This window comes from Acinetobacter towneri DSM 14962 = CIP 107472 (assembly GCF_000368785.1).
In the GTDB taxonomy this organism is placed as follows: Bacteria; Pseudomonadota; Gammaproteobacteria; order Pseudomonadales; family Moraxellaceae; genus Acinetobacter; species Acinetobacter towneri.
On sequence record NZ_KB849689.1, the window covers coordinates 98111 to 114701 of the forward strand.

The following is a 16591-nucleotide window of genomic DNA, read 5'->3' on the forward strand; positions in this document are numbered from 1 at the left end:
TGCTTGAGAAATTGCCAATAGATGGGTTCAAATTTTTTGAAAAAATCATCAACAATACAAAAAATTTCTGTAAAATCGTACATGGTAGTTAGAGCCTTTGGGTTGTGTCGTAACTTTCTAAATGGCTCTAACTACCTTTTTTTCAAGGGCTTTTCTTATCCGTAATTCGGGTTAAATTAGTAAAGGATGGAATGGGTGTACCTCATTTGTTCCAATCAGATATTAAAAACTTCGTTTTGATTATTCCTCCGATTATAGAACAGGAGCAAATAATTGAATTTATAGAGTATGAGGTTGAAAAGATTGATGCAGGGATTAGTTTAATAGAAGACCAAATTCAAAAAATGAAAGAATATAAAACCACCCTTATTAATGATGCTGTTACAGGCAAAATTAAAGTGGCTTAATTATTCATTTAACTTAAAAATATATATCGCCAATGCATGTAAGAGGGGTAACTGTGAACAAAAATTTAAACGAATTGGCTTTAGAAAAAAATATCGAACGTGCATTGGTCGGTATCTGTAAAGAAGACCTTGCTCACGGCATCGCTCAAACTCATACGGGTTTGGGTTATGTCATGGGGCAAGTGTCTGACTTTAATGCAGACTATGCCATTGATGAAAAACTGTTTTTCCAATTTTTAGAAAGCACCCAAAAAGACAGTTTAGATGCCTACAAAGCCTATAACAAAAACGACTGGAAACAAAAAATTCTAGGGCGTTTTGATAAGCTCATTAAAAAACATGGTATTGCCTATATGCTCAAAAAAGGCATGGCGCTGGATGAACAACATTTTCATTTTATGTACCCATGCCCATTGGCAAGCAGTAGCCAATCGGTAAAACAAAACTTTGCGTCTAATATCTTTAGCGTGACAAGACAAGTTCAGTATTCACTAAAAAACCGTCGTGAAGAAATTGATATGGTCATCTTCATCAATGGCTTGCCATTGGTGACGATGGAACTTAAAAACGCATGGACTAATCAAACAGCACGTTATCACGGTCAAAAACAATATCGTGAAGATCGTGATCCAACACAGCCATTACTGACACCTGCACGTTGCTTGGTGCATTTTGCTGTGGATACCGATGAGGTCTATATGACCACCAAACTAGAAGGTAAAAAGACTTACTTTTTGCCATTTAACAAAGGTACAGCATCAGGTGGACAAGGTAATCCTGTCAATCCGAATGGCTATAAAACGGCATACCTGTGGGAAGAAATCTTTGCCAAAGAAAGCTTGGTGAATGTTGTTCAGCACTTTGTCCGTTTAGACGGTAAAGATTCAGATCAACTGAGTAAACGCACATTGTTTTTCCCACGTTATCATCAGCTCGATGTGGTACGTAAAATCATTCGTGATGTGTCACAACATGGTGTGGGTAAACCGTATCTGATCCAGCACTCTGCAGGTTCGGGTAAATCGAACTCGATTACTTGGGCAGCTTTTCAGCTCATTGAAGCCTATCCAAACAATGCATTGGCAGCAGGTAATCGAGCATTACATCAGCCGTTGTTTGACTCTGTGATTGTTGTGACAGACCGTAAAATTTTAGATAAACAACTTCGGGACAATATTAAAGACTTCTCAGAAATTAAAAATATTATTGCGCCTGCACACAATAGTTCCGAGCTAAAAAGCGCTTTAGAAACAGGTAAGAAAATTATTATCACCACTATCCAAAAGTTTCGCATCATTTGGGATAGCGTGACTGACCTAAGTGATAAAAATTTTGCCATTATTATTGATGAAGCACATAGCTCACAGTCAGGTGAAGCGCATAACAGCATGAATCGAGCAATGGGCAATGAAGCCTTAAAAAATGCTGATGATGTTCAGGACATGCTTGTGGCCATGATGACCACACGTAAAAAGCGTGAAAATGTATCGTACTTTGCTTTTACTGCAACGCCTAAAAACACCACATTAGAAAAGTTTGGTCAACTAGATGTTGCGACAGGCAAATATGTACCATTTCATCTATACAGTATGAAACAAGCCATTGAAGAAGGCTTTATTTTAGATGTGTTGGCAAACTATACGACATATAAGAGCTTTTATGAGATTCAAAAGTCGATTGAAGACAATCCAATGTTTGAATCGAAAAAAGCACAACGTATTTTAAGAGCCTATGTGGAAGCATCACAACAATCCATTGATGCCAAAGCCAGCATTATGCTTGAGCACTTCATTGATAACGTGGTCAATAAGAAAAAGCTCAAAGGCGTCGCAAAGGGCATGGTGGTGACACAAAGCATTGAAGCTGCAATCCGCTATTACTTATCACTCAAAAAATTGCTAGATCAAAAAAATAACCCATTTAATATCATGATTGCGTTCTCAGGTGAGAAAGAAGTTGATGGTACAACCTATACTGAAGAATCACTGAATGGATTTAATGATGCTAAAACAAAAGAAAAGTTTGATTTAGATGAAAACCGTATTTTGGTGGTGGCAAACAAATATCTCACAGGTTTCGATCAACCGAAACTGACCACGATGTATGTTGATAAAAAACTGACAGGGGTGCTATGTGTACAAGCATTGTCACGTTTAAACCGTGCTGCGCCAAAATATAATAAACGCACGGAAGACTTATTTATCTTAGATTTTTATAACGACGTTGATGACATTAAAAAAGCCTTTGATGATTTCTATACTTCTACTTCATTGTCGAATGCGACTGATGTCAATGTACTGAATGATATTAAAACTGCACTAGATGACACAGGCATTTATGAATTACATGAAGTGGTGAAGTTTAATGAACTGTTCTTTAGTAATGCGTCGGGCAGCGATTTAAGCCCAATTATTGATACAGTGGCAGCACGCTTCGATGAAGAGAGAAAAGGCTCATGGGAACATGAACAACGAGTTGATTTTAAAGTCAAGGCAAAACAATTCGTTAAAATTTATGCTCAAGTGCCTTCAATTATGCAGTTTAATAACAAGGAATGGGAGCAATTGTATTGGTTCTTAAAATTTCTTATTCCAAAACTGAATGTTCAAGATGGACGATTGAATGGTATTGATGATTTGTTGGAATCGGTCGATTTAAGCACTTATGCTTTAAAGCGTGAGCATATCAACAAAACCATTACACTTGATGCAGAGGAAACGGTTTTAGATCCACAAAATTCAAATCCTCGTAATCCAAGCGAAGAAAATGATGATGAAACCTTAGATGATATTATTTCTAAGTTTAACGAGAAATGGTTTCAGGATTGGAGTGCAACACCACAAGATCAACGGGTGATTATCATTGATTTGGTGAAGCGTATTCAGCAGCATCAAAACTTTATGAAGAAGTATAAGCAGACGCAAGATCCACAAAACAGAGCACTCGTGTTTAAAAAGATGCTCGATGAAATTATGGTAGTACAGCGTAAAAATATGGTGGATTTGTATAACCTTTATCGTAAGGACTCAGCATTCCAAGATACGTTTAGCCAGACCTTGGAAAACTTGATTGAGATGGAAGAGGTTTAGAATTTGGAGTTTGGTCATTGGGTATTAGTACCCAATGACCTTTTATTTTGTATGTTTTAGATATTTTGAGGGGCGTCTTAATGGCGAAATATTCAGTACATCAGCATCCAATTGATACATTACTCTCTTGGATAAAATCAGGTGAAATCGCAATTCCTGAAATCCAGTGACCTTTCGTTTGGTCGAGTAGTAAAGTGCGGGATCTAATGGATTCGCTATATAAAGGTTATCCTGTCGGCTATATCATCACATGGCGTAACCCGGATATTCGTCTTAAAGATGGAACCTTATCCGCAGGAAAAAAGGTACTTATTGATGGACAGCAACGTATTACTGCATTGACTGCTGCTGTTGTTGGGCAGTTGGTGTTAGATAAGGACTATAAAGAAACTAATATTCGAATAGCGTATAACCCAACTGCTAAAGATGATGAGCCCTTATTTGAAGTATGTAACACAGCTATCGAGCGTAATCCAATCTGGGTCAATAATATCGCCCCAATTTTAAATGGGGATATTTCAATATCTCAGGCTAGACGTGCATATATGGGATTGAATCCAGATGCAAATGAAGATTTCATTGAAGATAAGCTTGAGCAGTTAAAAGCAATCAAAAATCGTCAGATTGGTATCATTGAACTAGATTCATCTCTGGATATCGACACGGTTACTGAAATTTTTATACGAATCAATCAAAAGGGTGTAGTACTCAGTGAACCGTACCGGGTTTGTCGGAGACCAACTTTCTTGAGAGAATGTTCCAATGACAAAACCAAAATATACCCCTGAAATCAGAGAAAGAGCGGTTCAATTATTGATTGAATCTGAAAAAGATTATCCTTCTACTTGGGCTGCAATCACAGCTATTGCACCTGAGCAGCATGCTGCGCAAGGGTTGTACTCCTGAAACATTGCGTGTTTGGTATTTAAAGCATATGGATCAACTAAATCCTGCCAAAGTACAACAGATATCTGACCAAGAAAAAATGAAGCAAATGGAACGTGAAATTAAAGAATTAAAACGTGCCAATGAAATTCTACGTAAAGCAGCCGCTTTTTTCGCCCAGGCGGAGCTCGACCGCCCACACAAATAATGGTGGATTTTATCCAGAACAATAAAGATCGATATAGTGTTGAAGCGATTTGTAGAATTTTACCGATTGCAGCTTCGACCTATTATCGGGCTTTAGATCTCGCTGACAATCCAGAACATCGAGCGAAACGTGCTCTGCATGATTTACATCATGCAGAGCAAATCAAACGTATTTGGAAAGAAAGTTTAGGTCGATATGGTGTGCGTAAGGTCTGGCAACAATTGAAACGTGAAGGTTATGTTATCGCACGTTGTACAGTTGCTCGATTGATGCAGAAGCTAGGTATACAAGGTGTTTGGCGTGGTAAGAATAAACAAACCACCCGTAGCCGAGATGATCAAAAACGAGCAGATGACTTAGTAAAACGCAATTTTAATGCAGATCATCCTGACCCTTGCGAAGCAGTGCTTCTTGTATCTTGATTGATATAGTGATTAGCTACCACTATACGCAAATTGTAGAGTTTGGAGTGCTGCTAAAATCTTAAATTTGAACCTGAGATAAAACCTACAATTTGCCCTTATCCCTCATACAACTCTGAACGGTAACTAAGCACTTTGATGCTGTATTCACAAGGTAAGATGATGGTTAATGGGATAAAAATCATAGCTTAAACTCAAGGAATATCACCATGATTATGCTAGGTATTGATGTCAGTAAAACCAAAATAGATTGTTGCATTTTCCCTCAAGGTTTGACTGGAAAAAGAAAAAATAAAATATTTACTAATACAGAAAGTGGCTTTGGCAGTCTGCTCAAATGGCTCATCACTCTTAAAATTGAACCTGATCAAGTGACAGCAATCATGGAAGCGACTTCGGTTTATCATGAGAATTTGGGATATTATCTATATGATGCAGGTGTAAAGGTTTGTGTGGCTAATCCTTCACGAGTAAGAGCCTTTGCCAAAGGCATGTCCATGCTAAATAAAACGGATAAAGCTGATAGTGAAGCTCTTTCACGTTATGGTTACACCGCAAAGTTAATCATATGGCAGCCTGAACCTGAAAATGTCAGATTATTAAAAGCTTTACTAGGCAGACGAGATGTCTATCTAGGTAGTCTATTGCAGGAAAAGAATCGACTTGAAAAGGCGCAGTCCACTCATACCTCCGTTGTTGTGATTAAATTACTTGAAGAGAATATTGAGTATTTAAATCAGCAACTTGAACATATTGATAAGTTAATAAATAATCACATAGATCAAGATCCAACATTGAAACAGGATTTGAAATTACTGCAAACTATTCCTTCAATCGGTGAACGATCAGGCTTATTACTGTTGGGGTTATTTCATTCGCACAAGTTTGAAAAAGCAAGTCAAGCTGCTGCATATGTAGGTTTGGTTCCAGTACATCAGTTGTCTGGCAGTTCAGTCAACAAGCAAAGTCACTTATCAAAAGCAGGTGACAGTAAAATACGCTCAGTATTGTATATGTCAGCATTAACAGCGATTAAATATAATCCACACATTGAAGCTTTATATCAACGATTATTAAGCCAGGGTAAAAATAAAATGTGTGCTTTAGGTGCTGCAATGCGTAAGCTTATACATCTGTGTTATGGCGTTTTAAAACATCAGACTGCCTATCAAAGAGATTATTTATTGGTCGAATAATCTCAAAACCTGATTGACTACCAAGACGGTATCTCAGGTCGCTGACTTCAGTGTGCCGCAGCAAGCGGCGTAAGAGATGAGGGTATGGCCCCTCGCTATCGGCTTGCAGGAGCAGGTAGCAAACCACCATAAGCGGCTTGGATCAAAAGTCCCGGTCGTGAGCGTTATGGAAAAGGCATCGTAGAGATGTCAGGTAAGAATTAGGAAGGCGAACAACAGTGAACTGCCGTTCAAGTGTCGAAAGTACTCAAATGACATCAAAACCGGGGATGGAAGTTACCCCGCGATTAGTTTGGCCGTTACCTGCTTACGGGCCATTCGGTGTCCGGCGTAGAGGCAGCGCGATCCTAATTCAGGCTCTTACGTTGAACTGCGGGAACCTTCGGTGGCGATGTCAAGCGAAAGGCACAAGCTCAAAAGGCAAGGCTGATAATAGCAATGCGTCACCAAGGGGCGGAGCAACTCGTAGTAGTGTTGAAGTTACTGTAATGGTAATGGAGCGAAGGGGTTGCATTATCCAGGTCTACGGATTTGTCAACTGTGCAAGCAGGAGGAGCAAAACTTTATGACCAAACCATTTAATATTCCTAAAGCGTTAATCTGGGAGGCATTTAAAAAAGTCAAAGAGAATGGTGGCGCTCCAGGCGTTGATCATGAATCTATTGAGCAATTCGAAAAGCATTTAAAGAACAACCTATACAAACTATGGAATCGACTTTGTTCTGGCAGTTATTTTCCACCGCCAGTTAAGGCTGTTCCGATTCCAAAGAAGTCAGGTGGCGTGCGTATACTAGGTATTCCAACAGTTGCAGATCGAGTCGCGCAAACAGCAGTTAAGCTCTTATTAGAGCCGAAAATTGATCCATTATTTCATCCAAACTCATATGGATATCGTCCAGGGCGTTCTGCCCATGATGCAATTGCGATAGTGAGGAGACGAAGTTGGGATTATGACTGGGTTGTGGAATTTGATATCAAAGGTCTCTTTGATAACATCGACCATGATTTACTAATGCGTGCACTCAAGAAACACTGTGAAATTCCATGGATTCTTTTATATGTGCAACGTTGGTTAAAAGCACCAATGCAACACATAAATGGCCATCTTTTAGAAAGGAATCGCGGCACGCCACAAGGTGGTGTTGTGAGTCCTTTATTGGCGAATTTATTTATGCATTATGCTTTTGATATGTGGATTACGAAACATCTTCAAAGTGTACGGTTCTGCCGTTATGCAGATGATGGCGTAATTCATTGTCGGAGTTTATCTCAAGCCAAACTTGTTTTACAAAAGATCGATGCACGATTTCGTGAATGTGGTCTCGAATTGCATCCAGACAAGACAAAGATTGTTTATTGCCAAGATATTAATCGTCGTAAAGCATATCCCGATGTTCAATTTACTTTTCTCGGGTACACGTTTAGGCCCCGTAAGGCTGTGGACAAGTATAAAAGAGTTTATGTAAATTTCTCTCCTGCAGTCAGTCGTGATGCACTTAAAGCAATGCGACAGACTATTCGGAAATGGCATCTACATCTGATGTGTAATCGCGAATTAAGTGATTTATCTGCAATATTCAATCCAATTCTTCAAGGTTGGCAGCAATACTATGGTCGATTCCATGGTTCAGCAATGTCAGCGATCTGGCAACACATGAATGCTTATCTTATACGCTGGATGAGGCGTAAGTATAAAAACTTGGCCCGTCATAAAAGACGGGCTAGATATGCCTTAGGGCGACTTGCGCGTGATTTTCCAAATGCCTTTGTGCACTGGAAAATGGGATGTTTACCATCGGTTGGATAATGAGAGCCGGATGAGCTGAGAGGTTCATGTCCGGTTCTGCGAGGGGCTAAGGGTGAAATTCCCTTGGTCTACTCACCCGTATATTCAAACTCATTCAGGCTGGGTCTATACCGCCTTTATTATTGATGTGTTCTCGCGAGCAATTGTTGGATGGAAAGTATCAACACGTATGAATACAGATATGGTGCTCGATGCACTGGAGCAAGCATTGCATGATCGAGGCATGCCAAAGAACGTGATTCATCATAGTGACAGAGGCGTGCAATATCTTTCCATTCGTTATACCAATCGTTTAGAAGCAGCAAATTTACGAGCATCAGTCGGTACGACCGGTGATTCATACGATAATGCTTTGGCTGAAACGGTGAATGGCTTATACAAAACAGAGGTGATTGAATATTTAAAAGCGGATTGGCAAGGTTTAGCGGATGTACAACTTGCGACACTAAACTGGGTAGATTGGTTCAATAAAAAGCGTGTACACAGTGCACTGGGTTATGTATCACCTTTTGAGTTTGAAGCAATGTACTATGATAAGATTAACCCGTTAGGTCAGGTGGCCTAACTTAAATAAAAAGTCTCCGACAAACCCAGTACGGTTCAAAAGTTGGGTGTATTTCTTCATTGTGTGCTTTCCAATTGCGGGTTGAAAAAGTCTAATGATTCTATGAATACACCTAACTTTTTCAACTAACTACAAATGTGTTGCACTTGAGATTTGAATCTGCGTTCAAATATGTTTAACATACAGCACCTTAAATTAACTACTGTTATAATCAATGCACGGATCAGATCACGAAATCGTTCAACTCTTTAAAAGACAACAATATCCGCTTTCTGAAACATTGACAGAAATGCTGAACGAACATTTTTCACATCAAACAGAACGAAGAGGTTGTGGTTTTACGCAAGCAACTCGGGTTCTTGCAGAGTTTATTAATGTTGCTCGTGCCCCTCATGAACTGAATGATTTTAAACTGTTCAGAGATTATGAGGATCAAACATTAAAGAATTTGCTCAAGGAACGTAAGCTTAGTGACTGGCATAATTTGGATCAGAATATCGAAACTACGACCCTCATACAAAAAAATAAACCTGAATCCACAGCTGATTTGATTAAACACATTCAGTTTCAGGCACAACTTAGACAACTTGCTCAGCAGGCTCAACAAGAAGAAAGTAAACTGTTAGTTCAAATGATTGCTGATATTATTCTGCCTAAAAGTTCAGCGCAAACAGGTCTAGTCGAGTTACCAGTATTAGCTGAAAAGCCTAAAGTGGGTTCTTGTCCAATGGCAGAAAACTTTTTCTTAAAAATTGCCCATGGACGTATTTTAAGAAAAGGATCAGTCAATATTATTGTCAATCAGCACAATCAACCTTTGTTGCTGGAAAAATTAAATATGGGCGATGATCACTCCTGTATCAGTTTAAAACCGCTCTTAATGAATGGGGTGTGTTTACCCGCAGGTTCATTGTTTTCAGTTGACTATGATTCTTCAACTATTCAAAACAAAACAGCAAACCAGAATTTACCGGGCTTTGTGATCCCATACAGCGAGATACCAGGTTTTTGGTATTTACGCTTAACTACGCTTGCAATATCCCCAGAAAACCGTGCGAGAACCTTTAGCACGCATTTCCAACAGCAAATAGCCAATGGCCTGTTTAGCCCTGAAACAACTTTATTGCAACAACTTGCCGATATTGTTTCAGCACAAATCCGGATCTAATACATGTTACAGGTTTGTTATTCTCCCCAATACTTTGCAACAACCCATACCAATAGCATGGAAAAACTGATTGCTGTGGCCGAAGCCCTAGAACATCTAGGCTGTTTTCAGTTCCATGAACCTGAATTAATTGATCTCAATATATTGAAAAGACTCCACGACCCTATGTATGTGGATGCTTTTGATACTGGATCACCTAAAAAACTAGCTACTTTTCAGGGTTTTAAGACATGGAACACTCAATTAAGAGATGCCATTTATCGCATTAATGCCGGACAAATTAAAGCTGCAGAGTTGGCATGGAAGCATCAAATTTCAGCAAATATTGCCCAAGGTTTTCATCATGCCCATTATCAATTAGGAGTTGCTTTTTGTACTTTTAATGGGTTGGCATTGATTGCACAGCAGTTTCCAGATAAAAAAATTTTTATCCTGGACTGTGATCAACATGGTGGGGATGGGACAGCTGAATTTACGCTCAGATTAGATAACCTATTTAATTTTAGTATTTTTGCATTGCAGTCCGGTTGCCGAAGTTATGAACGTGCTATTACTCGTCATATTCATAAACAGCATGGAAATTTTGAGCAATATCGCGATGCGATTGCTGAGGCTTTTGAAATGGCGATCGAATGGCAGGCCGATCTCATCGTCTATCAGGCCGGTATGGATTGTCATCAGAACGATCCTTGTGGTTCACCATGGTTGAGTGCTGAATATATTCAACAGCGTGATGAAATGGTATTTCGGCTTGCCAAACAGCATCAAATCCCATTGATGTTTGTGTTGGCTGGTGGCTATCAGACTTTACCTGATTTAGTCGATTTGCATGTTGAAACCTTTAAAATTGCCCATGAAATTTATTATGGGGAATAAGGTATATTTGTAATTTTTGTGCAAAAAAACGTGAAGAATATCCAATACTTTGAATACGCAGATTCAAATCCCAAGTGCAACACATTTGTAGTTAGTTGAAAAAGTTAGGTGTATTCATAGAATCATTAGACTTTTTCAACTCGCAATTGGAAAGCACACAATGAAGAAATACACCCAACTTTCTCAAGATGAAAGATACGAAATTTATGCTACTTTGAAAAGTAAAAGTTCAATCGCTACCCTTGCTCGGGAGTTAGGACGTTCACGATCAACCATCTACCGTGAATTAAAAAGAAATACTGGGCAACGTGGATATAGAGCTCAACAGGCAGCTAAATTTGCAAGTCAAAGACGGTACCGTCCTTCATCATCAATGACAGCATTTGCCTTCGCTTATATTGATTATTTGATTGGTTTGGACTGGTCACCAGAACAAATTTCAGGTGCTTTAACACAACGCGGTTGGCTGGATGTACCTTCACATGAGTGGATTTACCAGTACATTTATCAAGATAAATCAAAAGGCGGTAAACTTCATCTACACTTAAGGCATCAGAAGAAATATCGAAAACGCGGTTACAAAAACACGGATCGTAGGGGGCAAATCATTGATAAAACAAGTATTCACTGCCGAGACCAGGTCATTGACCAACGACAACGTTTAGGAGATTTCGAAGGTGACACGGTGATTGGTAAACATCATAAAGGTGCTTTATTGACTCTCGTTGATCGAAAGAGCCTGTATGTACATATTGTTCATTTAGGGCCAACGAGAGCATCCTCTCAAACGATTACTAGTGCATTAGATCGTTTACAAATGAGCCATGCTTATAGTGTGACATTTGATAATGGCAAAGAATTTTCCGAACACAAAAGAATTACTGATGCTGGCATAGAGACGTATTTTGCTGATCCTTACAAGTCTATTCAGCGAGCTAGAAGTGAAAATACGAATGGTTTAATCCGTCAATATCTGCCAAAATCATCATCGTTTGATGACGTGTCAAACGAACAAATAGAGCAGATAGAATTTGCACTCAACCATCGTCCTAGAAAAACACTAGGTTGGTATACACCGAATGAAGTTATGGCTGGTTTTTATACTGTTGCACTTGCCGCTTGAATCCGCCATATTCTTCGTGTTATATCTCGTACAAGAAAGAAAAATAAATACAGGGGGAACATCCTTTGTTCTTTATCATGCAAATGAACACACTCATTTGTGTCCCAATTGAGCATACATCTAATAGGGCTGTTGTGTTAAGAATACTGTCAGTGTTGTTGATCAGTGCAATTTTACTGGTACATGCAGCAATTTTTTGAACTGTGACAGCTTACTTATTTACTTTGTGACATAGGTTATATATAATAATTATAACATTATTCACGTTACTGAAATATCTGATATTTTCCAGTATTTATTCGATCATCGTAATAAATTATACTGATAGCCTGTTAATTATTTCTTAAGAGTAGTCAATCTTCTTAAGCTCAGGCATTTATCATCTTGGTTTTTTCTTTAAGTGACATGTTGGGGTTGGGTCGAGCTTGGTTTGCTTGGATGGCATTAACTCATTAAATTTTTTGTTAAACAACATTGTGAGTTTATTTATCTATGATCCTGGTTTTTCCAGGTGAACGCTTTTTGGATGATAATATTTTATGCTTTTACAGCAATATAAAATTGTTTTTGGCGGCACAATGGGGGCTGGTAAATCAGAAGCAATTAAAATGCTTTCCGACATTCCAGTCATGCAAACTGAAACGATTAATACTGATCTGGATGCACATAGCAAATACCTGACTACCGTTGGCATCGATTATGGTGAAATCATTCTTGATGATGAAACCAAGGTCGGATTATACGGCACTCCCGGTCAAGACCGCTTTGATTTTATGTGGTCAATCATTTGTAAAGGCGCAATAGGCATTATCATTTTAATTGATCATTCACGTACAGAGCGCGTACAGGATTTAGAGTTTTATTTAGATAATTTTAAAGAATACAGTGACAATATAGTGATTGGGATTACTCATTTGGATGAACAAAATGACCAGATGTTGAAGATTTACCGAGACTATATGATAGAAAATAACTATAGATATCCTTTGTTTGGTGTAGATGTACGACTAAAGGACGATGTACTGTTAATGATTGAAGCGCTGATAGCAGTTGTTGAAGTGCAAAATATTCTAGTTTAAAGGTGGTGTCTTATATGTTTAAAGTCGAGAACACACGTCAGATCCCACCTCAATTGATTGATTCAGGTCGGAAACTTATTCAAGAAGTCTTAAATGAAGTTTCTGGTATCGATTTTGTCATGCTTTGCTCTTCTGACGGTTTTGAATTAGCACTAGCAAGTAAAAAAAATCTGACGAATGGTGGAAAAATTGCTGCTGTCAGTAGTTCAATTCTGGCAATGGTTTCTGCATTCATTTCAGAAATCGACTTAACTGGATGTAAAACCATTACTCTTGAGGCTGATAACGGTAAAGTGATTTTGGTAGGAGTTGAGCACGCAAACTATCCGATGGTGATAGTGACTGCAGCCTCGCAAAATGTCTTGATTGGTCAACTGTTGTATGCACTAAAAAAAGTTTCTGAGTTATTGGTTGCTGATAATTCGGTGCCTCTTTAATTCGAGTTGAGTAGTTATTTTGACTGGCTAAATTGGTTAAAAAGTGTAGTTATTGGTTAGCATTGTTAAAGTATTGATAAAATGAATAGAGTTTTAAATATTGCTGTTTCTGGTGTTAGCCTAGTCGTACTAAATCAGCTCAAAATACAAATCATTTCATGCCTACCTTCGGATATTGAGGTTCATTGGGTTAATATTTCCGAACAACATATTGATTTACTTTTGGTTAATAAACTCTTTTTTCATTCATCAAGTATTCAAAATATCTTATCGCATCATGTTTCCCATTATTTGTGTTTAATTAAAGTCGCCGATAATGGTGGACGGATTATTGATGACACTTTATCCTATCCACTCGTACATTTAGATGAGTTGAACCGATGGTTACACGATTACTGTTTAAATGACTCTTCAGTTGCTAAGTCTAAAGTCATGGCTGAACCTACTAGCCATTTAGAACCTCTTGATGCAGCAAGCATATTTGACAATATTTTTAACTCAAACAATGGATTTATTCAGGTCTACGATGAGAAAGGCTTTTTAGTTTTGATTGATACAGCTACGGATAGAATTTGGGCGAACTCTGAAATCCCAATGCTTAGATTTAATAATACTATTCATCAATCCTATGCCACCTCTCAATTTATACAAGAGACGATCAGTCATCAGCGTACTGAGGATTTATATGTTGGTTTATGGAAAATTCTAGATCACTCTATAACACTGAACGTGGCACAAGTCCAATTGAGTCAATATTTTAAATTACACATTTGGCCTCAATTGCTAGCAGGCTCTGTACGTAAAGACCTGTTTAAACTTTCGGCTTGTTTTGCCGAAGGTGCAAACATTCAAATGGTGGCTGATCATTTAGAACTTTCTCATCAGAGAGTTCTTCATTTTGTTGCAATTGCGCAGTTATTAAGAATGGGGCAGTGCATTGAACCGCATGAAGCGAAATTTATTACAGCTCACCAAACTATTGAAGAAGCCAAAGTGAATAAAATTAGCGGTTTTTTTGGAAAATTGCGAAAAAAACTAGGTCTTTAAAGCAGCATAAATAACTAATGGGAATCCTCCCATAAATTCAGGAGAAAAAAGATGGCTCGTATTACGTTAGATAGCTTAACCGAACTTGACGGTTTTGTTGCAGCAGCACTGGTTGATAGTGAAAGTGGTTTGGCTTTAGCCACTCAGGGGACAGGCATTGATTTGGAACTTGCAGCAGCAGGTAACACTGAGGTGATTCGTGCAAAGCGCAAGGTTGCTAAAGCACTTCAATTGAATGATGGTATTGAAGATATTCTAATTACCTTGGGTAAGCAATATCACTTAATCCGTCCACTCGACACCAATGAAGCTTTGTTTTTATATTTGGTTCTTGACCGTTCTAAATCAAATTTAGCGATGGCTCGTTTTGAATTAAAAACATTTGAAAAAGAGTTAGATTTTTCATAAGAAACTACTGAAAAAAATCTATAGAGTTTATCTATAAGATTGATTCGTCAGTTAATTTAAAAATGCTATATTTTTTAAACATATAGCATTTTTTAGGCAATAAACCTGTAAGCCCCAAATAGAAATGTTCGGTTTCTCCAAAGTAAAAATATCCGCTTTTAGAATATGCGCTTTTGCGATTTTCCCTGCGGACGGTTTGATATGTTGGTGTCTGAAGTGATTAGTTTTTCTAGTCAGAAGCCTTGAACCGAATGATTCAAACTTTCATCGAAGCGATCAAGACAATCAAGCTGACTTTTATAGCCATTCTTTGTCGTCATCAGCAACTAGAGTGCCGTGCATTACATGCATGATCATGGCGTGCGCGATACTACCCTTGAATGGAATTTCCGGTAGCTGAGAAAAACTGTGCATCACTCAGTTCATGCGCTTCAATCTGAATATCACCCGCATGATATTCCGCCTTAAACGCTAGCATCAGGTTGCTTGGAAATGGCCATGGCTGACTGGCTAAGTATTGGATGTTTTTGACCTGTAGGCCCACCTCTTCCTGAATCTCGCGTCGTACCGCATTTTGCAGCGTTTCACCCACTTCTGTTAGCGGCAATGTAAAAATGACCCCCCAACAGCATTTGAAAATTGACCCCCTTGGTTAATATAGTGGTCTTTTTGGACTGCTCAACATGTTAACTTTGGAGCAAGCAGTGACAATCCAAATACTTCATCAACAAGGTCAATCTATTAAGGCAATTAGCCGCGAACTCGGTATTTCTAGAAATACTGTGCGTAAATATTTACGATCTCAAGTAACACCTAAATATCAACGAACACAATCTAAAGTGAGTATTCTTGAGCCTTATAAACCGTATTTAATCAAACGTGTAAATGCCGCCGATCCAGAATGGATACCGGCTGCAGTGTTGTATCAAGAAATCTTGCAAAAAGGCTACACGGGGAAAATCAGAACACTACAAAATTATCTCAATACATTAAAGCCAACTAAACAACCAGAGCCGATTAAGCGATTTGAGACTCAACCAGGTCAACAAATGCAGGTTGATTTCACAATAATTCGACGTCATCACACCACATTAAAAGCATTTGTTGCAACTTTGGGATACTCTAGAGCAACCTTTGTTAAGTTTTATGATCATGAACGTTCTGATGCATGGATTGATGGCTTAGAAAGTGCTTTTCAGTTCTTTGGTGGTGTTCCTAAAGATGTATTATTTGATAATGCTAAGGCCATTATCATTGAACGTGATGCTTATCAAGATGGTCAACATCGCTGGAATGCTAAATTACTTGATTGTGCTAAGAAATATAACTTCCGACCACGTGTTTGTAAGCCATATCGTGCGCAAACAAAAGGTAAAGTGGAACGCTTTAATAGTTATTTGAAATCAAGTTTTATCGTGCCATTAAAAGCAAGTTTAAAGATGGTTGACCTTAGCTTAGATGTTGATATGGCAAATGCCTATATTGGTCGATGGCTTAGTGAAACAGCAAATCAACGCATTCATGCAACAACTAAAGAAAAACCAAGTACTCGTTTGCTTGAAGAACAAGAATATTTTTCTTCATTACCTTTATTTAATGATGGTTCTAAAAAATCTGTAATTGATGATGTTAGCCCATCATCACTCATACCTCATGAGAGTGTTCAACACCCCTTATCAATCTATGATGAATTACTGGAGGTTTCTTAATGAATTTACAGTATGAGCGTATTGAACAGCTTTGCCGTCAGCTTGGTCTACAAACAGTGGCATCACAATGGTCACATCATGCACAACAAACCTTAGCAAAGGATGGCAATTATGCAGATTTCGTTGAAGCTATGCTATTACATGAATACACAGCCAAGCAGCAAC

Annotated in this window: 12 protein-coding genes, 5 pseudogenes and 1 other annotated feature; of the genes and pseudogenes, 16 read left to right on the top strand and 1 reads right to left on the bottom strand. The window is 38.4% G+C overall.

From position 1 onward, the window contains the following. Positions 1–191 precede the first annotated feature (191 nt). The 14 genes and pseudogenes from F947_RS04765 to F947_RS04835 all read left to right on the top strand — a co-directional run bounded on the left by F947_RS04765 (position 192) and on the right by F947_RS04835 (position 14717). Positions 192–407: a restriction endonuclease subunit S domain-containing protein gene (locus F947_RS04765; protein WP_004972835.1), complete on the top strand. Its 216-nt coding sequence runs from the start codon at positions 192–194 to the stop codon at positions 405–407. Between the two features lie 53 nt (positions 408–460). After that, complete coding sequence (locus F947_RS04770) at positions 461–3496, top strand: type I restriction endonuclease subunit R (RefSeq protein WP_004972838.1); 3036 nt, start codon at positions 461–463, stop codon at positions 3494–3496. Positions 3497–3678: 182 nt separating this feature from the next. Next, a pseudogene (locus F947_RS04775) lies at positions 3679–4284 on the top strand (DUF262 domain-containing protein); the annotation flags it as partial. Next, a pseudogene (locus F947_RS14215) lies at positions 4259–4981 on the top strand (IS3 family transposase); the annotation flags it as partial. The pseudogenes F947_RS04775 and F947_RS14215, both read left to right, overlap by 26 nt. Then, positions 4547–4664, top strand: a sequence feature (AL1L pseudoknot). (Overlaps the previous pseudogene by 118 nt.) Before the next feature lie 239 nt (positions 4982–5220). Beyond that, positions 5221–6207, top strand: coding sequence for an IS110 family RNA-guided transposase (locus F947_RS04790; RefSeq protein WP_004278529.1), 987 nt, complete (start codon positions 5221–5223; stop codon positions 6205–6207). A 565-nt stretch (positions 6208–6772) separates the two neighbouring features. Next, positions 6773–8014, top strand: a complete 1242-nt coding sequence (gene ltrA, locus F947_RS04795) for a group II intron reverse transcriptase/maturase (RefSeq protein WP_004826931.1) — start codon at positions 6773–6775, stop codon at positions 8012–8014. A gap of 79 nt (positions 8015–8093) precedes the next feature. Continuing rightward, a pseudogene (locus F947_RS04800) lies at positions 8094–8579 on the top strand (IS3 family transposase); the annotation flags it as partial. A gap of 214 nt (positions 8580–8793) precedes the next feature. After that, on the top strand, positions 8794–9747 hold the full coding sequence (locus tag F947_RS04805; protein ID WP_004972852.1) for a hypothetical protein: 954 nt from the start codon (positions 8794–8796) through the stop codon (positions 9745–9747). Positions 9748–9750: 3 nt separating this feature from the next. Continuing rightward, a complete protein-coding gene (locus F947_RS04810; protein WP_004972855.1) occupies positions 9751–10623 on the top strand; it encodes an arginase family protein in 873 nt (290 codons plus the stop codon). A gap of 160 nt (positions 10624–10783) precedes the next feature. Then, the gene (locus F947_RS04815) at positions 10784–11746 is read left to right on the top strand and encodes an IS30 family transposase (RefSeq protein ID WP_004972857.1); all 963 of its coding nucleotides are present in this window, start codon (positions 10784–10786) and stop codon (positions 11744–11746) included. 539 nt (positions 11747–12285) lie between these two features. Next, on the top strand, positions 12286–12825 hold the full coding sequence (locus F947_RS04820; RefSeq protein ID WP_004972859.1) for a GTP-binding protein: 540 nt from the start codon (positions 12286–12288) through the stop codon (positions 12823–12825). A gap of 14 nt (positions 12826–12839) precedes the next feature. After that, positions 12840–13262 carry a roadblock/LC7 domain-containing protein gene (locus F947_RS04825; RefSeq protein ID WP_004972861.1) on the top strand — a complete coding sequence of 141 codons (423 nt, stop codon included), beginning with the start codon at positions 12840–12842 and terminating at the stop codon, positions 13260–13262. Positions 13263–13343: 81 nt separating this feature from the next. Continuing rightward, on the top strand, positions 13344–14309 hold the full coding sequence (locus F947_RS04830; RefSeq protein WP_004972864.1) for a hypothetical protein: 966 nt from the start codon (positions 13344–13346) through the stop codon (positions 14307–14309). Positions 14310–14360: 51 nt separating this feature from the next. Continuing rightward, the gene (locus tag F947_RS04835; RefSeq protein ID WP_004972868.1) at positions 14361–14717 is read left to right on the top strand and encodes a hypothetical protein; all 357 of its coding nucleotides are present in this window, start codon (positions 14361–14363) and stop codon (positions 14715–14717) included. Positions 14718–15014: 297 nt separating this feature from the next. On the opposite strand, the pseudogene F947_RS04840 reads toward F947_RS04835, so the two are convergent. Then, positions 15015–15312, bottom strand: a pseudogene (locus F947_RS04840) (NUDIX domain-containing protein); the annotation flags it as partial. Between the two features lie 88 nt (positions 15313–15400). Between F947_RS04840 and istA the strand changes: the two are divergent. Further along, the gene (gene istA, locus F947_RS04845; RefSeq protein ID WP_004972870.1) at positions 15401–16426 is read left to right on the top strand and encodes an IS21-like element ISEc57 family transposase; all 1026 of its coding nucleotides are present in this window, start codon (positions 15401–15403) and stop codon (positions 16424–16426) included. Then, positions 16426–16591: pseudogene (locus F947_RS14230) on the top strand (AAA family ATPase); the annotation flags it as partial. The gene istA and the pseudogene F947_RS14230, both read left to right, overlap by 1 nt.